The 22812-nt window shown below is 71.0% G+C and carries 24 protein-coding genes; 4 read left to right on the top strand and 20 right to left on the bottom strand.

Going from position 1 to position 22812, the window contains the following annotated elements:
* From ygfZ to Msi02_RS31020, 9 genes are all read right to left on the bottom strand, one after another.
* A partial coding sequence (gene ygfZ / locus Msi02_RS31060; protein WP_204051502.1) for a CAF17-like 4Fe-4S cluster assembly/insertion protein YgfZ occupies positions 1–1086 on the bottom strand: 1086 nt, incomplete at its 3' end.
* A 134-nt stretch (positions 1087–1220) separates the two neighbouring features.
* Entirely contained in the window at positions 1221–2795 is a 1575-nt protein-coding gene (locus Msi02_RS31055) for a fused response regulator/phosphatase (RefSeq protein ID WP_204051508.1), read from the bottom strand.
* Positions 2788–4506 carry an ATP-binding response regulator gene (locus Msi02_RS31050; protein ID WP_204051501.1) on the bottom strand — a complete coding sequence of 573 codons (1719 nt, stop codon included), beginning with the start codon at positions 4504–4506 and terminating at the stop codon, positions 2788–2790. Before Msi02_RS31050 ends, Msi02_RS31055 begins: the two co-directional genes overlap by 8 nt.
* Positions 4506–5507 (bottom strand): ATP-binding SpoIIE family protein phosphatase, encoded by a 1002-nt coding sequence (locus Msi02_RS31045; protein WP_079320952.1) that lies wholly within the window; start codon positions 5505–5507, stop codon positions 4506–4508. Before Msi02_RS31045 ends, Msi02_RS31050 begins: the two co-directional genes overlap by 1 nt.
* A 35-nt stretch (positions 5508–5542) precedes the next feature.
* A complete protein-coding gene (locus Msi02_RS31040; protein WP_079320953.1) occupies positions 5543–5944 on the bottom strand; it encodes an anti-sigma regulatory factor in 402 nt (133 codons plus the stop codon).
* Entirely contained in the window at positions 5941–6306 is a 366-nt protein-coding gene (locus tag Msi02_RS31035) for an STAS domain-containing protein (RefSeq protein ID WP_179155589.1), read from the bottom strand. Before Msi02_RS31035 ends, Msi02_RS31040 begins: the two co-directional genes overlap by 4 nt.
* Positions 6306–7148, bottom strand: a complete 843-nt coding sequence (locus Msi02_RS31030; RefSeq protein ID WP_204051500.1) for an STAS domain-containing protein — start codon at positions 7146–7148, stop codon at positions 6306–6308. The genes Msi02_RS31035 and Msi02_RS31030 overlap by 1 nt, the downstream gene beginning before the upstream one ends.
* A gap of 77 nt (positions 7149–7225) precedes the next feature.
* Positions 7226–7639, bottom strand: a complete 414-nt coding sequence (locus Msi02_RS31025) for a Fur family transcriptional regulator (protein WP_079320954.1) — start codon at positions 7637–7639, stop codon at positions 7226–7228.
* A 381-nt stretch (positions 7640–8020) separates the two neighbouring features.
* Positions 8021–8512: a heme-binding beta-barrel domain-containing protein gene (locus Msi02_RS31020; protein WP_193207524.1), complete on the bottom strand. Its 492-nt coding sequence runs from the start codon at positions 8510–8512 to the stop codon at positions 8021–8023.
* Between the two features lie 118 nt (positions 8513–8630).
* Between Msi02_RS31020 and Msi02_RS31015 the strand changes: the two genes are divergently transcribed.
* Positions 8631–8993 carry a DsrE family protein gene (locus tag Msi02_RS31015; RefSeq protein ID WP_079315429.1) on the top strand — a complete coding sequence of 121 codons (363 nt, stop codon included), beginning with the start codon at positions 8631–8633 and terminating at the stop codon, positions 8991–8993.
* Positions 8994–9033: 40 nt separating this feature from the next.
* Here Msi02_RS31015 and Msi02_RS31010 read toward each other — a convergent pair whose 3' ends face one another.
* The 4 genes from Msi02_RS31010 to Msi02_RS30995 form a co-directional block, all read right to left on the bottom strand.
* Positions 9034–9741 carry a type 1 glutamine amidotransferase gene (locus Msi02_RS31010; protein WP_079315428.1) on the bottom strand — a complete coding sequence of 236 codons (708 nt, stop codon included), beginning with the start codon at positions 9739–9741 and terminating at the stop codon, positions 9034–9036.
* Positions 9731–11005: a DUF1727 domain-containing protein gene (locus Msi02_RS31005; RefSeq protein ID WP_079315427.1), complete on the bottom strand. Its 1275-nt coding sequence runs from the start codon at positions 11003–11005 to the stop codon at positions 9731–9733. Before Msi02_RS31005 ends, Msi02_RS31010 begins: the two co-directional genes overlap by 11 nt.
* A 28-nt stretch (positions 11006–11033) precedes the next feature.
* Complete coding sequence (locus Msi02_RS31000) at positions 11034–14123, bottom strand: ATP-binding protein (protein ID WP_204051499.1); 3090 nt, start codon at positions 14121–14123, stop codon at positions 11034–11036.
* A gap of 126 nt (positions 14124–14249) precedes the next feature.
* Complete coding sequence (locus Msi02_RS30995) at positions 14250–16172, bottom strand: hypothetical protein (RefSeq protein WP_204051498.1); 1923 nt, start codon at positions 16170–16172, stop codon at positions 14250–14252.
* 145 nt (positions 16173–16317) lie between these two features.
* On the opposite strand from Msi02_RS30995, the gene Msi02_RS30990 reads away from it, so the two are divergent.
* The 3 genes from Msi02_RS30990 to Msi02_RS30980 are packed head-to-tail and all read left to right on the top strand — an operon-like array spanning position 16318 to position 18586.
* Positions 16318–16974 carry a hypothetical protein gene (locus tag Msi02_RS30990; protein WP_204051497.1) on the top strand — a complete coding sequence of 219 codons (657 nt, stop codon included), beginning with the start codon at positions 16318–16320 and terminating at the stop codon, positions 16972–16974.
* Positions 16974–17651: a DUF4352 domain-containing protein gene (locus tag Msi02_RS30985; RefSeq protein ID WP_204051496.1), complete on the top strand. Its 678-nt coding sequence runs from the start codon at positions 16974–16976 to the stop codon at positions 17649–17651. The genes Msi02_RS30990 and Msi02_RS30985 overlap by 1 nt, the downstream gene beginning before the upstream one ends.
* Positions 17648–18586 (top strand): hypothetical protein, encoded by a 939-nt coding sequence (locus tag Msi02_RS30980; protein ID WP_204051495.1) that lies wholly within the window; start codon positions 17648–17650, stop codon positions 18584–18586. The genes Msi02_RS30985 and Msi02_RS30980 overlap by 4 nt, the downstream gene beginning before the upstream one ends.
* Here the strand turns inward: Msi02_RS30980 and Msi02_RS30975 are convergent.
* The 7 genes from Msi02_RS30975 to Msi02_RS30945 form a co-directional block, all read right to left on the bottom strand.
* Positions 18540–19886, bottom strand: a complete 1347-nt coding sequence (locus tag Msi02_RS30975; protein WP_204051494.1) for a hypothetical protein — start codon at positions 19884–19886, stop codon at positions 18540–18542. The genes Msi02_RS30980 and Msi02_RS30975 overlap by 47 nt on opposite strands.
* 30 nt (positions 19887–19916) lie before the next feature.
* A complete protein-coding gene (locus Msi02_RS30970; protein WP_204051493.1) occupies positions 19917–20351 on the bottom strand; it encodes a type II toxin-antitoxin system VapC family toxin in 435 nt (144 codons plus the stop codon).
* Complete coding sequence (locus Msi02_RS30965) at positions 20341–20586, bottom strand: AbrB/MazE/SpoVT family DNA-binding domain-containing protein (RefSeq protein ID WP_204051492.1); 246 nt, start codon at positions 20584–20586, stop codon at positions 20341–20343. The genes Msi02_RS30970 and Msi02_RS30965 overlap by 11 nt, the downstream gene beginning before the upstream one ends.
* Positions 20587–20681: 95 nt before the next feature.
* Complete coding sequence (locus tag Msi02_RS30960) at positions 20682–20984, bottom strand: DUF1416 domain-containing protein (RefSeq protein ID WP_079315418.1); 303 nt, start codon at positions 20982–20984, stop codon at positions 20682–20684.
* On the bottom strand, positions 20984–21823 hold the full coding sequence (locus tag Msi02_RS30955; RefSeq protein ID WP_079315417.1) for a sulfurtransferase: 840 nt from the start codon (positions 21821–21823) through the stop codon (positions 20984–20986). Before Msi02_RS30955 ends, Msi02_RS30960 begins: the two co-directional genes overlap by 1 nt.
* Positions 21820–22230: a DUF4395 domain-containing protein gene (locus Msi02_RS30950; protein ID WP_193207513.1), complete on the bottom strand. Its 411-nt coding sequence runs from the start codon at positions 22228–22230 to the stop codon at positions 21820–21822. The genes Msi02_RS30955 and Msi02_RS30950 overlap by 4 nt, the downstream gene beginning before the upstream one ends.
* A gap of 173 nt (positions 22231–22403) precedes the next feature.
* A complete protein-coding gene (locus Msi02_RS30945) occupies positions 22404–22769 on the bottom strand; it encodes a TlpA family protein disulfide reductase (RefSeq protein ID WP_239108841.1) in 366 nt (121 codons plus the stop codon).
* Between the last annotated feature and the right edge of the window lie 43 nt (positions 22770–22812).

Genomic DNA, 22812 nt, shown 5'->3' with positions numbered 1-22812 from the left:
GCGGATGCGGCGGCGGAGGGCGGGGTCGATCTTCACGTTGCGCCCGGCGTCCGGCGGCACCACGACCTCCTGGCTCGCCGCCACACCGCCGGCCAGCAGGTCGACGTCCACCGGCACCGTACGCTTCACGACCGCGAGGGCGATCGGGCCCAGCTCGTAATGGCGGGCCGACGAGCCCACGAAACCGATCTGGCCGGGCTCGGCGGAGCCCTCCACGGCGGCCTCCGGCTCGGCCTCGACCGGCGTGCCGACCCCGAGGGTCACCGGGGCGCCGTGCGGGGGCAGCTCGTCCACGCTGCCGTCGAGATGCAGGAAGACCAGGCGGCGGGGCGGATGGCCGAGGTTGTGGACGCGGGCGACCGTCTCCTGCCCCCGGTAGCACCCCTTGCTCAGGTGCACGGCCTCGTCGATCCAGCCGACCTCGTGGGGGATCGTCTTGTGGTCGGTCTCGAACCCGAGCCTGGGCACGTGCGCGGCGATGCGCAGCGCCTCGTAGGCCCACAGACCGGCGGGCCGCAGACCCAGCGCGTCCGGGAGGCCGCCCAGCCGCTCACGCGGCACGAGCAGGTCGCCGCCGATCGCGACGGCTCCCTCCACTGGAGCGCCGGCCGCTTCCACGGGTGCGCCGACGGCCCCGGCGCTCACGGCCGGCGGGGGCGGGGCGAGCGAGACCACCGCGTAGTCCGAGGTGACGTCGGCGACCTCGACACGCAGCATGAACCGCATCTTCTCGAGGAAGGCGACCAGCTCGGCCGAGGTGCCCGGCTCCACGTGGGCCCACATGGCCTCGCCGTCGTCCACGAGCGTGAGGTGGTGCTCGACGCGGCCCTGCGGGTCGAGCAGCAGCGTCTGGGTGGGCGTGCCCGGCTGGAGCGTGTCGAGCTTCTGCGAGCTGAGGCTGTTGAGCCAGCTCAGCCGGTCGGGCCCGGCGATCCGCACGACCTCGCGGTTGCTCCGGTCGACCAGCGCCCGCCCGCCGGCCAGCGCGCGCTGCTCCGCGTAGGGATCGCCGTAGTGGGCCGCGACCGTCTCGTCCGGCGCCTGCGCGGCCACCGCGCCGGGTGTGTCAAGCAAAGGGCTCCGCATGCGTTCAAGGCTATTCGGTCCCGTACGGCCGACGTGGCGGCGGCGGGCTCACCTGTGGACAACACGCGGCCTGTGGACGACGCCTCACAGCTGTGGACGCCTCAGACCTGTGGCGCCTCAGACCTGTGGACGCCTCAGAACGGCACGCGACGGACGGCGACCAGTGCCACGTCGTCCTCGCGGGCGCCGAAGGTGGCGATCAGCCGGTCGCAGAAGCCCTCCAGGTCGTCACCCACGTCCTCGGCCTGCTGGCGGGCGACCTCCAGGCTCTCGTCCAGCAGTTTGTCGCGGTCCTCCACCAGCCCGTCGGTGAACAGCAGGACCGTGGCGTCCTCGGGCAGCCGGACCCGGTCCACCCGATAACGCTCGTGGGCCACGCCGAGCAGCAGGTTGCCGAACCTGTGGTAGGCCGCCCCCTTCCCGGCCAGCAGCGGCGGGATGTGCCCGGCGTTGACGATCTCACTCTCCCCCGTCACCGGGTCGATCAGCATCAGGCAGACGGTCGCCGTCATGCTGGGGTGGTAGCGCCGCAGGACGGCGTTGAGCAGGCTCATCGACTGGGCGGGATCGACGGTGTCGATCACCGACGCCCGCAGCGCGTTGCGCAGCTCCGCCATCACGGTGGCGGCGTGCAGCGAGTGGCCCTGCACGTCGCCGAGCGCGACCAGGACCCGGTCGCCGAGGGGCAGGACCTCGTAGAAGTCGCCGCCCACCTCCACGTTGTCCACCGCCGGCTGGTAGCGCACGCTGATCCGCAGGCCGGGGATCTGAGGGATCTCGGCGGGCAGCAGGCTGCGCTGCAGCGTGAGCGCGATCGTGTGCTCCTCCGCGTACGCGCGGGCCGCGTCGACCGCCAGCGCCAGCGCCTGGCCGAGCTGCCGCAGCAGGCTCAGCTCCGCACCGTCGAGCGGCGATCCCGTCTCCACCCCGAGGAAGACCGGCGGCCGGCCCGTCTTCGTACGGCACAGCACGCCCGACACGCGCGCGACGACGTCGCTGTCGGGGACGACGCGAGCCCAGGTCGCGTTGTCGATCTCGAACGTCTGCACTCCGGGGAACTCGCCGATCGAGATGGCGCTCAGCCGCTCCAGCGTGTCGGGATGGACCGGCCTGACCGCCGCGCGCTCGGCCGGCCGGGCGGCGAACCTGCGCAGCCGACCGTCCGGCGCGATCGCCAGCACCCGCGAGTAGCGCTCCAGCAGGCGGGAGCAGCCCTCGGCGGCCACGGACAGGAGCCGTTCGAAGTCCTCCGCCTGGTTCATCTCCAGCGTGATCTCGGCCAGCTCGCTCAGCCTGGCCGCCATCCGCTCGGCACGCTGCCGCGCCCGGTAGTAGCGCAGGGTCGCCCGCACCGTCGCGGCGAACTCGTCGGGCTGGATCGGCTCCGAGAGGTACGCGTCGGCTCCGCGTTCCAGCCCCTCGGCGCGGTCGGCCGGGCTGACGGCGTTTCCGGACACCTGGATCACCGGGATCGAGGCCGTCTCCGGGTCCGCCTTGATCTTCTCGCACACCTCGATGCCGTCCACGTCGGGCATCCGTACGTCGAGGATGACGAGGTCGGGCTTGAGCGCGCCGACGACGGCCAGCGCCTCCTCGCCGCCGCCGGCCTCGACGACCCGGTGCCCGCCGCGGCGCAGCCAGCTCGCCAGGATGTAGCGCTTGGTGGGGACGTCGTCGACGACCAGCACCGTCGCCGCGGCGTCAATCATGGGTTCCACTCCCGTCACCCTCACCGCCCCCGGCCCTGTCGCGTACGGCCTCCCGGATCGCCTCGAGAAGCTGGTCCCTGCGCAGCCCGTGCTTCGACAGCACCGGGTGAGCCGCCCCCGGCTGCTCGGACACCACGGACACGACGATGGCGGGGATGCCGTGCAGGACGTCGTCCTCGGCCATCCTGTGCAGCAGCGCCGTGCCGTCCAGGCGCGGCATGAGCAGGTCGACCAGGACCACCTCCGGGGGCCGCTCACGCATCAGGTTCAGCGCCTCGATGCCGTCGGCCGCCTCGTCCACCCGGGCCGCGAAGCCGAAGAGCATCCGCCGGGCCACCGAACGGAACCCCGCGTCGTCGTCGGCCACGAGCACCCGGCCCACCTCCGGAGTGACCATCCGGTGCGGCACCCGCAGCGTGGCCGTGGCGCCCTCACCCGGTCTGCTCGCCAGTTCCAGCGTGCCGCCGAGCGCCTCCGTCAGCCTCCGGGCGTACGGCAGGCCGAGGCCGGTGCCCTTCGCCCTGAGCTGCAGCGCCCCGGGCACCTGGAAGAACTCCTCGAAAACGCGCTCCAGGTGCTCGGGGGGAATGCCCACGCCGGTGTCGGTGACGGTGAAGACGACCTCGGCCATAGCGGCGTCCACCACGGCCGTCAGCCGCACCTCGCCGTATTCGGTGAACTTCAGCGCGTTCGACAGCAGGTTGCGCAGGATCGTGGTCAGCATCGTCTCGTCGACGAACATCTCGCCGATCTCGTCCGACACGTCGACCGACAGCGTGACCCCGTCGGCGGGCCCGGCGGGCTGGAGCGTCATGCGCAACCCCTCGGCCAGGGCGACCACGTCCACCATCGACGGATGCGGGTCCAGCCGCCCGGACTCGGCCTTGGCCAGGTCGAGCAGCTCGCCCACGAGCGCCAGCAGGGTCTCCGCGGAAGTGCCGATGAGGGTGATCTGGTGCTCCTGCTCCTCGCTGAGCGGTTCCGCGCCCGAGCCGAGCAGCAGCCGGACCAGCCCGATGATCGAGGTCAGCGGCAGGCGCAGCTCATGGCTCACGCTGGCCCAGAACCGCTGCCTGGCCTCGGCAGCCTGCCGAAGCTGGGACGACTTCTCGTCCAGCTCGGCGTAGAGCGCCACGACGCCGCGGTTGGTCTCCTCCAGCTCGGCCGACAGCTGGTTGTACAGCGCCAGCACGCCCTGGTTGGTCTCGGCCAGCTCCGCGTTGAGCCGAAGCACCTCCTCCAGGGTGCCGGCCAGCTCCCTGTTCTGCTCACGCAGCACGTCCAGGGCCGTGGTGGACGGCGACAGGCGGGCCAGCTCCTCGCGGATGCCGTCGATCGACAGGCGCCCCCGTTTTCCGGAGACACCGTGCTCGGGCACCCGCTTCACCAGCGTGACGCGTCTGTCCTCGGCCGAGAGCGCGACCTCGTCGACCAGGCGACCGGCCAGCTTCACGCCCTCGCTCTGCCGCACGTCTGCGCCGTCGAGATAGTCCACGGTGATGACCAGCCGGTCCTCACGCAGGTCGAAGACGACGGCGCTCCCGGCGCCCCGCGCCAGGGCCTCACGGCCGATCTCGCTGAGCGCCGTCGCCACCCGGATCTGGTCCTGGGATTCCAGCCCCGCCAGCTCGGCGATCCGGCGGCCCAACTGCCGTACGGCGAAGACGTCCTGGTCCCTGCAGATCTCCGCGCGGGTGAGCACCTCGCCCATCACTGCCCCTGTTTGACGGTCACGACGCAGGCGTCGTCCCTGCGGCTGCCCGCGTCGCGCAGCAGGGTCGCGCCCACCACGGCCGGGGAATGCGCGAACAGCCCGGGGAAGGAGGCGGGGTCCCAGCGGTCGGTGAGACCGTCGGAGTGGAGCACCACCGTGGCGTGCGGCGGCAGCGCGTAGTCGTACTGCTGGGGACGCCTGCCCTTGTGCCCGGCGATGCCGGGCAGCGAGATCATCCCCTGGCGGCCTTCGGCGTGGGCGATCCAGCCCGAGATGTTGCCCAGCCCGGCGAACGTGACGCTCTGGCGGCCGACCCGCACCACCGCGACCGCCCCGCCCCTGGTGTGGCCCAGCCCCCGGTGCAGGCGTTCGAGGGCGGCGGCCGGAGGGGCGTGCGGATCCTCCATGAAGATCCGTACGGCCTCGCGGGAGGCGTGCGCGGCGAGCCCGCCGTGGCCGAGCCCGTCGCAGACGAGCACGCTGATCGCGTCGCCGTCGTCGGCGAAGGCGAAGGAGTCGCCGCACACGCTCTCCTCGCCGATGGGACGGCGCAGCCCGCTGACCCGCAGCGGCGGGCCGGGCAGGCCGTCCGGGGTGAAGTGCAGGACCAGCACGGTGCCCCTGCCGGGCACCGAGTAGACGTCCCAGCCGGTGGCCATGCGGGCGATCGCGCCGAGGCCGATGCCGAGCGTGCCCGAGGTCGAGTAGCCGTCCCGCAGGGCGCGGGCGAGGTCGGCGATGCCGGGGCCCTTGTCGACGGCCACGAGTTCGACCGCGCCCGGCCGCTCCACGTGGGGGCGTACGAGCACGGCGCCCTCCACCGCGTGCTTGACCAGGTTCGAGACCGCCTCGGTCACCGCCACCGCGACCTGGCCGGTGCGGCTCTGGTCGAACCCGGAGGCCGTGGCCAGCGCGACGGCCGTCCTGCGCACTGCGCCGATCACACTCGGATCGGCGGTGGAGACCCAGACGTCCTCGTGCCGGTGCGTCATCGTCATGTCACCGCGCCCACTCAATCACCGCGCCCACTCAATCACCGGGCCCACTTGGTCACCGTCACGCGGGTGCCCTCGCCGGGTGCGGAGACGAGGTCGAACTCGTCCACGAGCCGCCGCGATCCGCTCAGCCCGAGTCCCAGCCCCCCGGCGGTGCTCCAGCCCTCGGTCAGCGCCTGATCGACGTCCGGGATGCCGGGCCCGTCGTCGCTGAACACGAGTCGCAGTCCGGGCCGCCGCCCGCCTTCCAGCACCTCGATCAGCACCCGGCCGCCCCCGGCGTGGACGAGGGCGTTTCTGGCCAGTTCGCTGGCGGCGGTCACGATCTTCGTCTGATCGACCAGGGAGAGCCCTATCTCGGCCGCGAGGCTTCTGACCTGCTGACGTACGACCACGACGTCACCGTTGGTGGCGATGGGCAACTCCCGGGGCGCGCTCACCCGGCGGCGCCCCTGACATGCTCCAGCATCGCGACGCCCTTTTCCAGGTTGAGAGCCGTGCGCACACCGCCGAGCGACAGGCCCAGCTCGACCAGTGTGATCGCCACCGCGGGACGCATGCCGACCACCACGGTCTCCGCGTCGAGCATCCGGGTCATCGCCGCGATCGTGGAGAACATCCGGCCGATGAACGAGTCGACGATCTCCACGGCCGTGATGTCGATGATGACCCCCCGCGCTCCCGAGGAGACCACCATGTCTGCCAGGTCCTCCTGCAGGGCCAGCACGCTCTGGTCGTCCAGGTCGATCTGGATCGAGACGATCAGGATGTCGCCGAGCTTGAGAATCGGCACACGTTCCATCAGGCGCGCTCCGCCCTGACCGCGACCCGCGTCCGCGCGGCGCCCGTGATCTCCACCCCGCTCCGGCTCAGCGCGTACGACAGCGCGTCGGCCAGCGAGGCCTTGGTGACGATGTCGCCGAACTCGATGCCCAGCGTGACGATCGTGTGCGCGATCTGCGGGCGGATGCCGGAGATCACGCATTCCGCGCCCATCAGGCGGGCCGCGACGACGGTCTTGAGCAGGTGCTGGGCGACCTGCGTGTCGACGGCGGGCACACCGGTGATGTCGATGACCGCGTGCTCCGAGCCCGTGTCGACCAGGGTCTGGAGCAGCTTCTCCATGACGACCTGGGTGCGGGCCGAGTCGAGCGTGCCGACGAGCGGCACGGCGACGATGCCCTCCCACAGTTTCACCACGGGCGTCGAGAGCTCGAGCAGCTGCTCCGTCTGATCAATAATGATCTTCTCTCGGGCGGCGGTGTAGCTCTCGAAGGTGTACAGGCCGAGGTCGTCGACGAGCCGGGAGAACCATACGAACCCGCGCAGCGCCTCCGGGCCGCCGTCGGCCTCGGCGACCTCGTACAACGCCTCCTTGAGGGAGAACACGAGCCGCGCGGTGTCGGAGGGCGTGTGGCCCTGCCGGACGCGGGCGCGGGAGAGCTCGGCGAGCAGCCCGCGCACGTCGGCGAAGTCTCCGTCCTCGCTGCTGAGCGCGGTGCGCAACGCCTGGTAGAGGTCACGGAGTTCGCCGGGAGACGCTCCGGACAATTGGGTCCACCGCTGGAGCAGCCGCTCCTCGCTGGACAGAAAGAGATCAACTATGCGCCGCCTGGCGGCCTCCGCGGGAACGGTCACCCTCATCTCCTGACGATCGGGGTGGTGCGCCACTCGTCACGCTACCGGCAACAGGGCAAAGCTCCCAAAACGGACCAGAATAGTCAAAGGCGACATTTTCGGCAATGGCCGAAGACGGTGAGATGGCGGACGTCGGTGGCGAAGCCCAGTTCCGCGTCGAGGGTCGAGACGAGGCCGTCCACCATCTCCGGGGCCACCTCGGTGACCTCGCCGCAGCCACGGCAGACGAGGTGGACGTGGTCGGCCTCGGAGGCGAGGTGGTAGGTGGGAGCGCCGTGCCCGAGATGGGTGTGTGTGACCAGCCCCAGCTCCTCCAGGAGTTCGAGGGTCCGGTAGACGGTCGAGATGTTGACACCTCTGGCCGTCTGCTGCACGCGGGAACAGATGTCCTCGGGCGTGGCGTGTCCCAGCTCGGTGACCGCTTCCAGCACGAGCTGGCGCTGGGGGGTGATCCGGTAGCCGCGGGCCCGCAGCTCCTCGTGCCAAGTCTCGGCCATGCCCAGAGTTTAGGCCGTCCGCGGAGAGAACTCCCCGGCTGTCGCGAGAGGGCGCGAACTTCGTCGGATTAATCGTTTGCCCGCGCGTGGGGCGCTCGCATAGCGTGAAGGCACGCAGAAGGGAGGTGGTCCAAACAATGGTTGATCATTCTTGGGCTAGCGAGGTGGCTGTCCGCTAGGACTCGTCCATCTGGACCTTCCGTCTGGATGTCGGACGACGTCCTGGCGAATCCTCAACAGACACCGGAACCCCGGGCAGCCGGCGGCCGTGGACTTCCGTCCCCGGCCATGGTCCAGCCGGCCCGCCTCGTCAGGAGGCGGAGCGCGCCCGGGGTTCTTTCTTTTCCTGCTCTATCCCTCGAAGTTCTATTCGGCGACGTTCTACTCGTCGAAGTCGCCGACCCGCTTGAGCTCCGCCGAGGCGTGCGACTGCAGCGGATGCCCCATCGCCGACATGTCGTAGGCGTACATGAGGTTGCCGTTGACCAGGCCGTAGAGCCGGTGGCCCGCGTTGTACTCCTTGGCCGTCGTGGTCCGCGCGACCACGTCCGTACGCAGCTCGATCTTGTGGAAGACGACCTCCCCCACGTAGATCTCCACGATGCCGGTCGGGTGCGCGAGGCACACCTCGATCTGGCGCTCGGGCTGGATCCGCCAGAACCCCGTCTCCGTGGACAGGGGCCGGACCTTGTTGCCCTCGGCGTCGAGCAGCCACGTACGGCTCTGATAGGTCAGGAACGGCTTCCCGTTGTGCCCGAAGACGATCTCCTGGCCGAAGTTGGCGCTCTCCATGGTGGGATAGCCGATCACCCCGGCCCCCTCCCAGCGGCCCAGGAGGAAGGCGATCGGCTCGAGGTCGGGATGTACGTCCATGGAGACGAGCTTAGAGGCGCGCGGACGGCCCCTCGCACCACGCACGGCATGCGCGGAATGCCCAACTTGTACGGCATGCGCCGACACACCGGCGACCCCGGCGGACTAGGCTCGCAGCATGGCACGATCACTGGTGATCAAGGTGACGGCGGGGGCGGACGCCCCGGAGCGCTGCAACCAGGCGTTCACGGTCGCGGCGGCCGCGCTGGCGAGCGGTGTCCCGGTCTCGTTGTGGCTGACCGGCGAGTCCTCGTGGTTCGCGCTGCCCGGCCGGGCCAAGGAGTTCACCCTGGCCGAGGCCGCCCCGCTGGAGGACATGCTCGACGCCGTGCTCGCCGCGGGCAGGGTCACGCTGTGCACCCAGTGCGCCGCCCGCCGGGACATCACCGTGGACGACGTGATCGACGGCGTGCGCATCGCCGGGGCCTCCACGTTCGTCGAGGAGGCCCTGGGCGAGGGCGTGCAGGCGCTGATCTACTGACCGTCCGGGATCTGCTGAGCAGCCAGGACCTGCTGACCGATCAGCTCGGCAGCACCGCGCGCAGGCGTTCGTCGCGCAGCGCCTGATACCAGCTGTCGTCGATCGGGGGCAGCGGTCCGGTCACCCAGCTCAGCAGCAGGTCGGCCAGCGCGGGGTTGCGGGCGAGCGCCGGCCCGTGCAGGTAGGTACCGATGACGCGGCCCGCGTAGCAGCCCTCCGTGCCGTCGCCGTTGCCGGTGCCGACGAGGGTCCGCGACAGCGGGCGCACGCCGGGGCCGAGCCTGGTCACGCCCATGTGGTTCTCGAAGCCCGTCAGCGTGGGCAGCCCCAGGGCCGGATCCACCTCGGCGGCCAGCTCGCCGACGGCGCGCCGCTCGCCCCGCCCCGAGCTGATGTCCAGCAGGCCGACGCCGGGCACCGGCTGCCCTTCCTCACCGCCGAACACCGTGCCCATGATCTGGTAGCCGGCGCAGACCGCCAGCATGGCCGCGCCCCGCTGGATCGCGGCGTGCAGGCCGCCGTCGCGGCGCAGCCGCTCCGCCCCGAGGATCTGCGGCCGGTCCTCGCCGCCGCCGATCAGGTAGACGTCGCCCTGCTGCGGCACGGGGTCGGACGAGCGTACGTGGACGGTCCTGGTCGGGATGCCCCGGGCCCGGGCCCGCTGCTCCAGCACCAGGACGTTGCCCTGGTCGCCGTACGTGCTGAGAAGGTCGGGATAGATCCAGACGATGGACAATTCAGACTGCACGGCCGAACTCCGCTCGGATCTGCTGGAACGCGGTGTAGTTGGCGATCACGTCGATCTTGCCGGGCGCGAGGAGGCCCATCGCCTGCTCGAACGAGTCGCAGAGCTGGAAGGGGACGCCGGCGACGGCCAGCCGCAGCGCGAGGTCGAGGCGGCGCTCGCCGGTGACGAGGACGGGCCGGCCGCGCAGGATGCGGTAGTCGACGTCCCACAGCCAGGAGGTGTCGCGGCCGTCCGGCCCCTGCGCGTTGACCGACAGGATGATCGGCAGCGCCGGATCGGCGACGTCGAACGCCTCCAGCCAGCCGGCCGGGTTCTTGGCCAGCAGCAGCCGCAGCGACCTGCCGTCCCGCTCGACGGTCGTGTAACGCCCGGCCACGGAGGTCACCGTACGCAGCCGGGGCAGCGCCCGGCCGGGGTCGAGGCCGAGCGTCGCGGCGACCGCCAGCGCGACGGCGGCGTTCGCCCGGTTGGCCTGGCCGGGAAGCTGGATGTCCAGGCGCCAGTGCTGACCCCAGGGGTCGGTCACGTACTCCCCGTCGAGCACCCAGTTGGGCTGGGGCCGGCGGAAGGTGCACTCGCGGCACGCCCAGTTCGTGTCGGCCATCTGGGCCGGAGTGAGCCCCTGACCTCCGTTGCCGAACCCGGCGCGGTCGAGCGGGCCGCCGCACTCGGGGCAGCACCAGGAGTCCTCCCGCCAGCGCTGCCCCGCCGCCACCCAGGTGACCCCGGCCGCGGCGGACGCGGCCCAGGTGACCAGCGGGTCGTCGCAGTTGGCGATCACGTGGACGGGCCTGCCGGCGAGCGCGCGGCGCCACTTCTGGGCCAGCAGCCAGATCTCGGCCGCCCGGTCCATCTGGTCGCGGCTCAGGTTCATGAGGCAGACGATGCCGGCGTTGGTCGTGTCGAGGACCTCGGGAAGGTACTTCTCGTCGACCTCCAGCACGCCGTACGGCGCGTCCTTGTTGGAGGCGAGCGCCGACACGTGCCCGGCGGGCATGTTGGCGCCGAACGCGTTCGTCGCCACGTCGCCGAGCTCCTGCAGCGCCGAGGTGATCAGACGCGTCGTCGTGGTCTTGCCGTTCGTGGCGCTGACCAGGACGAGCTTGCGGTCGGCCGCGAGCTTGCGCAGCAGGTCGGGCTCCAGCATGAGGCCGACCCTGCCGCCGATCACCGAGCCGTCGCCACGCCCGGTGGCCCTGGACAGCGTCGCGGCCGTGCGGCCCAGGGCGCTGGCGAGCTGCGCCCGCAACGGAAGCTGACTCATGCCGCGATCCTAGTCGGCCACGCGGATGTCACGATCCGAAGGACAGCTCCGCGGGGGTGTCGCCGTCGAACGGCAGCACGAACCGGCGCGGCCAGGACAGAACCGTCTCCAGCCAGCCCGCGCTCATCGTCTGGGCCACGTATTTGACCCGCTCACGCGGCTCGACCCCGATGGCGACCGTCGTCACGTCGCGCTGGATGCCCTCGTGCTCGTCGTCGCCCAGGATGACCCGCCAGGCCAGCGCGCGGTTGCGGTCCACCTCCATCGACAGCGGGTGGTGGCGCAGCGCCTTGGCGCGGTGGCCGAGCAGCTCGGTGCGTACGCCGACCGCGACCCCGCCCTCGGCCGGCTCGGCGCCGTTGACCCCCTGGTGGGGGTACGGCCGGCCCGCGGGGTCGGTGCCGAACAGCGGATACTCCATCGCCGGGGCCGGGCTGCGCAGGTTGGGCGCGGGATGCCCGAACGGGAACAGCCGGTCCACCTCGTGCAGCCAGCGGACCTGGGGGATCACCCAGGCCGCGCCCGGCCGCTCGCCCGCCCGCATCGGCGGCTCGCTCTCCGCGCCGTCCGCCTGGCCCGCCGCGAGCAGCCCGGCGGCGACCTCGGCGGCCTTCTCGGTGAGCAGCGCGGGGTCGAACCACGTGCGCAGCGACCAGGCGCGGCGCGAGACCGACCGCTCGACCAGCGTGGCCAGCAGGCACTCGCGCCGCTTGGCCGGCAGCTCCGCCCAGATGTCGGCGAGCACGCGCGGCACGCCCGGCAGCGACCGGTTCGTCACGAACGCCAGGACGACCGTGTCGGTCCAGATGCGCAGCCACGCCCATTCCGGGGCCACCGCGAGCAGGTCGGCCTCGCGCAGCTCGACCAGCGTGCACGCCTTCCCCGTACGGCACTCGCGCCCGCAGGCGGCCGAGCGGCGCCCGCAGATGGGCGGCACCGGGCCGAGCGTCTCGCGCTCGCGGTCCTCGCCCAGCGGCACCTGGACGCGCAGCGGACGGTCCATGCCGTCGGCGAACACCGCGGCGAAGCCCGGCTGGAGCGACACCACCTGGCGCGACTGGTCCTCGCTCAGGTTCATCGCCGCGCCGACGAGCGCGCGGTCGTCCTCGGCCGGGAGCCGGTGCACGACCTTGAGCGCGGTGTTCTTCACCACGTCGGAGACGAGCTTGGTGGGAATCTGCTCGGCCACGATGATGCCCTCGCCGTACGCCCGGATCTCGGCGAGCATCCCGGCCAGCAGCTCGACGGCGTGGGTGGAGGCCCGCTGGGAGCCCCGGTCGCGCAGCAGCCGGTGGGCCTCCTCGATGACGATGACGTGCCGCAGGCCGCCGACGCCGTCCTCGGCCCGCGGTTCCGAGCGGGCGCGCATCCGCAGGTGCTCGACGATGCGGATGATGAGCGTGCCCATGAGGAACGCCTTGTCCTCGTCGTTGGCCACGTCCTCGATCGCGAGCACGACGTTGCGCTGGAGCAGCCCGCCGATGTCGGCCGGGTGACCGCCCTCGAAGAACCGGCCCGCGCTGCCGACGCGCAGGCTGCGCAGGCGCAGGCTGATGAAGCCCTCGACGTCGGCCTGGACCTCGTTGCCGTACCCGATCTCCTGGATGACCTCCAGAGCGTGCTGCTGGAGCTGCTCCAGGGTCGGTACGGCCGGCTGCACGGCGGCCCCCGGGATGCCGCCGCCGGTGACCACGTCCCAGCCGTTGGCCTCGTAGACGCGCTGCAGCGCCAGCGACATGATCTGCGGGAACGGCTCCTCAGCGTCGAAGGCCGCCATGAACAGCGCCCTGACCATGTCGATGTGGGCCTGCACCGGATAGCCGGGCTCGGGCGCGAGCGGGTTGACGCTGATCGGCACGTTGTCGGGTGCCGAGGGGTTGATGACGGTCAGCGGCGCCAGGTGCTCCACCCGGCCGGCCATCGCGGCGTACTCCGACTTGGCCGGCTCGATCGCCAGCCACGGAATGCCCGCCTTGGTGAGCTGTTCAAGCAGGTGCCGCACGGTCTGCGACTTGCCCGAGCCGGTGGCGCCCGTGACGAAGGCGTGGCGGTTCAGCGTGGCCAGCGGCACCCGGAATGTTCCGACGGCGCGGTCCTGCCCGTCGACGATCGCGCCGAGGTCCACGGTCTCCGCCGAGCCCTCGACCTCGGCCTCGCTCGTCACGTCGAAGAAGCCCGCGTCGAGCACCCGGACGCCCGGCACCTCTCGGCGCGGCAGCCCGGCGAGCGCGGCGAGAGCCCCGGCCGTCGCCGCGAACGGCGCCGCCGCGCCGTCGGCCGAGTCCTGCAGGTTGACGGCCAGCGCCTCGCTGAAGCCGTACACCGACTCGCAGGTGCCGTCGCCGCTCAGGGCGGGCAGCGACATCGCGCTGCGCAGCCGGTAGGGGTGGTGGCTCATCTCCACCGAGCCGACCAGCACCGGAGCGATCTGGCGCAGTTCGTCGGGGCCGGCCGCACCGGCGAGCACCCGGACGTTCCACAGCCCGGCCTCGCGGAAGGCGTCGAGCTCCTGCATCCTGCGCTCGGCCCGCTCGGCGTCGAAGCGCGACCGCTCCGAGGCGTCGCCATACTGGCGCAGCACGTTGAGCTGGGTGCGCAGGTGGGCCACCTCGGCGTCGAGCAGGTCGGTCGGCTCGGCGACCACCACCCACGCGAACGGCCGGGACATGAGCGTGACCAGCGTCGACTCGAACAGCGTGGGCCGCTTGGTCTCGTCCGGCTCCGGCTCGCGCCTGCCGTAGAGCGGCGGGGCCTGACGGCCGGGGCACGGCGTCCAGACGAGGTCGGCGAGGTCGGCCAGCCACTCGTCGCCGATCTCCAGGCCGCGCGCGCCGCCGGGGAACAGCAGCGGCTGCGGGCCGGTGACCGGCGGCTCCGGCGTGGTCGCCGCGCGCTTGGGCGGCTTGGGCGGCGTGAGCGGTCCCGCGTTGGTGATGAGCTCCAGCGGCGCACCCGAACCCCGCGACAGCCAGCCGATGACGAACGGCCGGTTGCGCTGCGCGGCGGACAGGACCGCGGGGAGCACCGTGACGAAGTCCCACTCCGCGGACGAACTACGCGATGGGGCGGTGATCGCCTGAATCCGGTACCACGGCCCGCTCAGGGGAAACGGCTGCATCAGACCCCTCAGTTAACGACGAACAGGGGAGAGACTCCTTCAACGATCACGCCCGCACACCCCGGTTGACGATGCCCTTACCGACAGCGGACGGTGTCATGGGCGCGTACGACGTTTCGGGAGCGGTCATGGCCGCTTGCGCCAGTCGAGGCGCGGCGGCGGCGGGCCGAGGTTCGGGGGCACGTCGGGCAGCGCGGGCTCCTCCGGCTCCGGCTCGGGCTCCGGTGGCGCGAGGGCGGCCCGGCGGATCTCCTCGAACTCCCCCAGCGTCGTCTTCGGAAAGGTGAGTATCGCCGGATTCGCGTCCGCGAGGCGCACCTGGCGTCCCTCCGCCGTCGAGTAGGTGACGATCACGGAGGTCGTGGGGAGCTGCTGGAGCTGGTGCGGCTCGACCAGGAACTCCCGCGACCGCTGCAGGACCCCGTCGGCGACCGTGGGCGCGCGCCGCCCCCACTCGGTCGACTCGGTGATGTCCTCCCGCAGGTCGCCCTCGCTCTTCTCCTCCCCCTCCGTACGGCTATCGCCGACGGTGGAGGTGTAGAAGCCGCTCGGGCCGTTGACCGCCGAGCTGAACGTCTCGGTGAGCTGGGCGAGCTCCAGGCGGTGCTCGGTGCCGACGTGCTCACTGGCCACCCGGGCGTCCTCGGCGTTGCCCAGGCGCATGAACGCGACCGCCGCGTGTCCCCGGCCGAGCCGCTCCCGCACGGTCGGGGTGAGGCTGCGGTAGGTCAGCACGAGCCCGGTGCGCGAGGTCTCGCAGGCGTCCATGAGCCGGTCGAGCACGTCGCCGCGCAGTTTGTCCGCGCCCGCCACGATGATCGTGTGATACCAGGGCCGCTCGCTCGCCGGCGACTGGCGCAGGATGTGCGTGAGCGCGGTCGCGACGTACGTCCCGAGCACCCGGTTGCCGAAGACCCCCGCCTGCCGGTCCATGCTGACGACCCGCAGCCGCGCGGGCGGCAGCCGTACGGCCTGCGAGCCGAGCGTCTCCAGCTTGCGCAGCTGCGATTCCAGCGCCCAGGCCCGCTCGATGACCACCCGGTCGGCCACGCCCCGGCCGAACAGCGTGCCGATGCGTTCGAGCTGCGACGCCGTGAGCAGGCCGCCCTTCATGTCGTCGCGCGGGTCGCCCACCTGGGCGAGCGCCCGCAGGGCGGCGGTGACCTGGCTGATCGTCGCGTTCTCGCCCAGGACCTCAAGCACGCGCTCCAGGATCGCGTTGTCGAAGCCGATGTCCCTGCTGGTCTCCTCGCTCACGCTCACCACGTGGGCGAGGACGTCGGCGAACGCCTCGGGCTTGAGCGTCGCGCCCAGGTCGAGCCGGGGCAGGTCCACCGGGAGCACCCAGACGAGCGGGTCGTCCCCGCCCCTGCGCGCCAGCTCGATCAGGTCCTTGGCGATCGCGCCCTCCGACAGGTCGAGCACGGTCAGGTGGCCGCCGCTGTAGAGGCGGGTCGCGCCGATCAGCGTGACCAGCGCCGACCAGCCGGTCAGCGTGCCCCCGGCGACGTCGACCCGGTCGATGTCGTCGGGCACCGCCACGGCATACCAGGTGATCTGCCTGTCGAAGCGGTTCTTCTTCTCGGCCCAGTCGCGGTATTTCGCGGCGTGCTCCTCCTGGGCCGTGACGATCTCCCGCTGGCGGCGCTCCTGCTCCCGCAGCGCCTTGCGGCGGCGCTCGTCGAGCCGCTCGTTCACCGTGCGGTCGCCCTGCCGGATGGCGTAGGTGCAGATGGCGGCCACACCGCCGGCGGCGACCAGGCCGAGCGCCACGAACGACCAGGTGAGCAGGCCGGTCACGCCGAGGACGAGGATCCCCGCGGCCACCACGGCCATGAACGTACGGAAGATCCGGACCGGGCGGTTGAGCAGGTCCTTCTGGAGCCGCTCCCGATGGATCCACTCGGTGTCCACCGGAGGCTCGGTGACGTCCTCCCTCGCGGGTCGCTTCGGCGGCGGCCCGGGATCCGGGTACAGCAGCGCGTACTGCCAGCCCAGGTAGATCCGGTCCGCCTGCAACTGGGCATGCTCGGGGTGCGGGTCGCCCACGGGCCCTCCATGTCCGCCTCGGTCACAGCGTAGGAGCTGGAAGCCCTGTCAGGGCGGGCTTCTCGCCATTCGGACGTATTTCCGCGCGAGGGTCAGAACCATTGCGACCAATGGGGCAACTGTGGTCGTACTACCATCGCTTGCCATGACGTCATCCCCCAATGGCGCCCGCCGACGACGCCCGGTCCTCGTCCCGGTCGCCCTCGCACTGGCCGTGGTGGGCATCGGCGTCACGGCCGCCTTCGGCGGCTTGAAGGAGGCCCCGGAGAAGCCCCCGCCCACGGTCTCGCCCGGGGACATGATCGACCAGGGGCAGTTCCACACCCAGTTCATCAAGGCGATCGACACCACCGAGAAGGGCGACTTCGGCGACACCAAGCGCTACCTGGAGCTCGTCCTCAAGGTCACCAACATGGGCGACAAGACGGCCTCGGTCGGCGTCATGCCGGATGCCGGGAAGTACTCGCCGTTCGGCTCCTTCGCCGGCTCTCTCCTGCGGACCCGTCCGGAGATCAAAACCAAGTACGGCCCCGACGTCTCCGTGCTCAGTCTCGGCGTCGAGAGCCACCAACTGCATCCCGGAATCACCACCACGGTCGTGGTGAAGTACGAGCTCGAGCCCGCCGCGACCGCGCCCCCCGAGATCAGCCTCGACGTGGGCTCGTTCGAATACGAGGAACTCGGACTGCTGAACCAGGGCCATGACTGGATGCTCGTGGGCGAACGCAAGGACGACAAGGGCCCCTTCGAGCCTGAGGTGGCCGCCCGGATCACCCTTCCCGTACGGAAGGAGAGCAGCTGATGACGCTCACCCAGGCGGACAGCCGTACAGCCCGTCGTGCCGCGAGCCGCAGGCCGCCCAGGCGCGGACTGGCGCGGCGTTTCGCCGCCGGGGTGGCGGGGATCGCTCTCGCGGCCGCCGCCGTGTACACACAGCAGAACTTCGCGATGTCCTTCGAGCAGCGTGTCTCGTACCTGACCTACAAGGGCCGGATCGGCGAGACGGTGGAGACCAAACGCTTCACCGTGAAGGTCCTGTCGGTCGCGGCCGCCCGCGCCGTGGACACCACGGACTACTCGAACAAAGTGACCAAGGTGGCCACGAGCAACCTGTTCCTCCTGGTCGACGTCTCGGCGACGAGCGCGCGCGAGCCCTTCAAGCTGAGCAGACTCAGTCCCCCCGTCCTCCTGACGGCGGACGGCCGGCGCTACCAGCCGACGGACAAGGTCAACGACGCGCTGACGCTGTTCAACAAGTACATCCAGCCCGGGTTCTGGTCCAGCGGGCTGCTCGTCTTCGAGGTGCCGCAAGACGCGGTGCCGGGTGCCGACCTCGTCTTCATCCCTCCCGTCAGCCCGTTGGTGAGCGACAACTACGCGCCCGAGGCGCAGATCGACCTGGGGCTGTCCGGTGCCGCCGCCGACCGGTTGATCTCACAGGCGAAGGACTACCACTCTCTCGTGAGCGCGAGCCGATGACCGAGACGCCCATGGACGGAACCCCGCCGAGGAACGGCCCGGACGCCCGCGACTGGTTCGCTCCCCCGGCCGAGCAGCCCTCCGACATCACCTACAGCGGCGCGCTTCCCCCGCCCATGCCGACGGCGCCGCCCTCCGTACCCATCCCCGGCACGCTGAAGCCGCCGACGGACCTGCGCGTGTGGCCGCCTCTGGAGCCCGAAGGCGAGGACAGGTCCACGCAGCCCTTCCCCGCGCTGCGGACGAACCGGCAGCCGCCTCCCGCGGCGCTCGCACCCGCTCGCCCATCCGCGGAGGCGCCCAGGGAAGCGCCCACGGAGCCGCCCGCCGAAGTGTCCGCAGAGGTCTCCGCGGAGGAGTCCAGAGCGCCCGCGCGGCGTACAGGCCTGCTCGTTGGGGGAGCCATGCTGTCCGTCGTGCTCGCCGTCGGCGCCCCCACGGTGTTCGGCTACCAGGCGTACAAGTACGGCCGCCCCGACTACACCGTCCATGTCGTGCCACCCGGCCAGGCCGGAGTCTGGCAGCACGTGTCGTGGCGGGTGACCGTGGAGAAGATCAAGGATCCCACCGGCAAACCGGAGCGGTCCGACCGCCAGTGGCTGAAGGTCGTGGCGACCAGGACCGCGCTCGACGCCGAGGGCGCCATTCGTCACGGGGAACCGGCGGAGGTCGCGTTCACCGACCGAGCCGGGCGCACGTGGCGAGTGGAGATGGTGAACAACGAGACACCGCCCGACACCAAGGACAACGTGATCGGCACGCCGTACCGGCTGGAGATGATGGGGGTGGTCCCACCCTCCGTGGCCGACGAAGTCGAGGTCAGCCTGCGGCCGAGCAGCTACCGGGACGTGCCCGGTCAGTCCGCCGAGGATTTCGTGAAGGACGCCTTCACTCGGACGGAGAGGGACGATCAGGTTCTGCGATTTCGCCGGTGACCGCTGCTCCGCCGTTCGCCCGCACCCGCGCCCGCGTCGCGGCCAGGTCGAACGTGGCGGCGATCAGGCACATCGTCACCAGGGTCACGACCAGGTCCACGACATAGACGACCGGCTCACCGGTCGCCAACCACTGGTACGGCTCCTCGCTCGCCGTGAGATAGCGGCCCGCCCTGAGGAGATAGTCGCCGCCGATGTGCAGGCCGACGTAGCAGAGGGCGAACAGCCCGAACAGCGGGGCGCCCCCGCGCACCGTCAGGCGCAGGGAGTTGAGCAGCGGGATCCACCGGGAGGTCCAGCCGGCGCTCAGCTTCGCGAGGGCGAGACGCGTCCAGTTGTGCGTGCGCTCCAGGTGCACCGCCGCCTGCTCCAGGCGGGTTCCCCTGATCGTGGTCTGGGTGTCCTCCGCGTACGCGCCGTAGACGAGGATGCCGACGGTCAGCCACGCGAGGGGGATGGCGAGGGCGTCGATGACGTGGGGCCAGACGTCGCCCAGCCACTCCGAGACCTGCTTCCACCCCGGGATGCCGTCCTCGGCGCCGGCGGCGAGATCATGCCAGGCGGCGACGGCGGACCGGTGACCGATCCAGTCGGAGCGCGCCCCCACGGCGGCGGCGATCGCGTTGAGCCCGTAGAACGCGAACGTGAGCTCCCCGAGCGTGGCGAGCATGCCGGAAAAGCGCCCCTCGCCCGCTTCGTGGCGGCGGCCGAAGTACCACTTGACCACGTAGGCGACGGCCATCGTCGCCAGGGAGACCTTCGGGTCGAGGTTGATGAGCCCGCGCATCACTCCGCTGTCGTTGCCGCTGCCGGCATCGAGCACGTACCGGTCCGGCTGCCGCATCATGTCGATGCCCGAGAACTCGCGGGCGTCCTCGGCGACGAACCCCCAGGTCGTGTAGATGCCGGCGAAGACGAGCGCGGTCCGGTTGAGGGCGTTCAGGAGGCTCTCCTTGGCCTCGCCCCCCGCGCGCCGGACCTGGGTCTCCAGCAGCGCCTCACGGACGACGTACAGCATGCCGACGGTTGTGGCGAGCGACGTCATCACGACTAGCGTGAAGAGGAACATCACCACGACGAGGCGGGCCTGGTACCACGAACCGTGCGAGATGGTCGCGGCCAGCAGGAGCAGCGCCCACCGCACGAGCCGTCCGGCGGAGAACCAGAAGATCAGCGGCAGGGCGCACTTCGCGAGGATCCGCAGAGCGTTCAGCGGCAGCGCGTACGGCGACAGCGCCCAGGAGGCCCGGCGCGGCGCGGCATCCTGGCGAGGGGCGGCAAGTGCGGACGTTCCGGACACCTGCCGCATGCTATCGGCTCCCGCTCCTCCCTACGGAGCGATGAGCTCGACTGTGGGGAAGTAAGTCCGATATCGAGCGGTGTCACGAGTGAGCAGCCGGTATTTCCGCACCGCCGCGTGCGCGCCGATGAAGAAGTCGGGCAGCGGCGACCTCTTCTCACCCCCACGTCTGCGATAGGCGAGAAATGCCTTCCCGGCTAGAAAGGCCGCCTCGAAGGGGACATCCTCGCGCTCGTAGTCCTCGGGCGGCAACGCCTCGTTCAAGCTCTCGATGCTCTCGTAGCCGACCGACACCTCGGAGTACACGACCGGATTGACGACCAGCCGTCCTTCGTCCAGCGCCCGTGCCAAGGCGTCGGCGGCCCAGGCCGCCCACTTGGGGTCATCGGTGGCGACGTCGAGCAGGACACAGGAATCGACGAGGGTGACCCGCTCACGGACGACGCGCAGGGTGTTACTCGTCACGCAGCAGTCCCATGATCTCGTCGGTCGTCATGGACGTCGTTGCACTGCCCCTGAGCCGCTGAATGGCGCGCTGACCCCGAGTGCTGCTGCTTTCCCGGCGCACGATCTGCAGGGTGTTGCCCACTTCGATCACATCGACCTCGTCACCGGGATGCAGGCCGTACTTCTCGCGCATCTCGGCGGGGATGGTGACCTGTCCCTTGCTGTTCAGCCGCATCGCGCCCGTTCCCGTCACGTATTACATGTAGCACGTAATACTAGCCGTCGACAGGAAAACCGAGAAGGCCGGTGCGTTCGCGGAACGCACCGGCCTTCTCGTGAAGCGGTGGATCAGACGGTGACCGAGAGCTGGGCGACCTCGCCGAGCTTGGCCTCGACGGGGACGTCCTTGGTGACGCCGCCGCCGGCGATGATGCGGACGGTCCACTGGCCGGGCGCGGCGAAGAAGCGGAAGATGCCCTCGTCGGAGACGACGACCTCGCCGGTGAACTCGCCGCTGTGGTCCAGCAGACGGGCGTACGCCGTGCCGGCGCCGGTGACGACGCCCTGGATCACGGCCTGGTTGGACAGGTCGATGCCGGCCGGCAGCGCGACGGTCTGCTCAGGAGCAGCGCAACCCTGGGTGGTAGTCATCAGCGGGCCTCCCCCAGCTCGATCGGCACGCCCACGAGCGAGCCGTACTCGGTCCACGAACCGTCGTAGTTCTTGACGTTGGGCTGGTCGAGCAGCTCGTGCAGCACGAACCACGTGTGCGCGGAGCGCTCGCCGATGCGGCAGTAGGCGATGGTGTCCTTGGCGAGGTCCACGCCGGCGCCCGAGTAGAGCTCGCGGAGCTCGTCGTCGGAGCGGAAGGTGCCGTCGTCGTTGGCCGCCTTCGACCACGGGATGTTGCGGGCGGTGGGCACGTGGCCGCCGCGCTGCGCCTGCTCCTGCGGGAGGTGGGCCGGGGCGAGCAGCTTGCCGGTGAACTCGTCGGGCGAGCGGACGTCCACCAGGTTCTGCTTGCCGATCGCGGCGACGACGTCGTCGCGGAAGGCGCGGATGTCGTTGTTCGGCTCCTTAGCCACGTACTGGGTGGCCGGCCGCTCCACGACGTCCTCGACCAGCTCGCGGGACTCCAGCTCCCACTTCTTACGTCCGCCGTCGAGCAGCTTGACGTTCTCGTGGCCGTAGACCTTGAAGTACCAGTAGGCGTAGGCGGCGAACCAGTTGTTGTTGCCGCCGTACAGGACGACGGTGTCGTCGTTGGCGATGCCCTTGGCCGACAGCAGGGCCTCGAAGCCGGCCTTGTCGACGAAGTCGCGGCGGACCGGGTCCTGCAGGTCGGTCCTCCAGTCGATCTTCACGGCACCGCGGATGTGACCCTTGTCGTAGGCGCTGGTGTCCTCGTCGACCTCGACGAGCACGACACCCGGCGTGTCGAGGTTGGCCTCGACCCAGTCGGCGTCCACCAGAACGGCGGAGCGGCTCATTGGATTCTCCCAGGTTGTAGACGGCGAATGAGCAGGTACATTTCGCAGCCCAGGCAGAAGCCGAACGCTGCGTTGAGGAAGGCGGCCAGCAGTGCCGCTGCTGTCGCACCCAAGGCCAGTGCGGTGATCCCCGCCGCGAACCCGATCAGTCCCACCACAGCGAACCCCAGCCCGACGGCCTGCGCGAACCGCGGCGGCGCCGCGTCCTCCGTCTCGGCCGGCGGCCCCAGCCTCGGCCGCACGAACCGGCGGAAGACCAGCCCGTACGGCGACGCGTCAGCGGCGCCGAGCGCGAAGACGATCGCCTGTGCGGCGAGCAGCCAGGGATTCTGTGTGACCAGTACGACCGCGAGGACCGCAGTGGTCACGGCCGCGCCGAAACGCGGGCCACGAGGGTCTATCTGCATCGTGGGGATGCTCCTGAAGGATTCTTGGAACGCGGCACGAAGCCGCAGGAATCACCCTCAGGCCATGCGACAGAGCGAGGTCGCGACGCGGCAGAAGTCCACCGCGCGCCGCTTCGTGAGCAGCTCTGTCGTGGGAGTCATGGCCACGACAGTACCTTCCGTCTCGGCATCTGTCACACCGTGTCCGATGGATGAGACGCCCCGTGAGACGCGCCGTCCACGGCCGCGCCGAGCGCGGCGATGACGTCGGCCTTGCGCGGCTGGCCGGACGCCCTCTTCACCACGTTGCCCGCGCCGTCGAGGACGAGCACGGTCGGGGTGCGCAGCACGTCGAAGCGCCTGACCAGGTCGAGGCGCGACTCCGCGTCGATCTCCACGTGCCGTACGCCGGGAACCATGCCGGCCACCTCGCCCAGGATCCGGCGGGTCGCCCGGCAGGGCTGGCAGAAGGCGGTCGAGAACTGCACCAGCGTGGCGCGCTCGCCGAGGTCGGCGCCGAGATCGCCGCTCGTCACCGGGGCGTGTTCCACGACCCGCATCCTTCCGTCGCGCCGTCTCACGACCAGCCCGAGGACCACGCCC

Source organism: Microbispora siamensis, assembly GCF_016863095.1.
GTDB lineage: Bacteria > Actinomycetota > Actinomycetes > Streptosporangiales > Streptosporangiaceae > Microbispora > Microbispora siamensis.
This window is presented reverse-complemented; position numbering and strand designations above follow the sequence as displayed.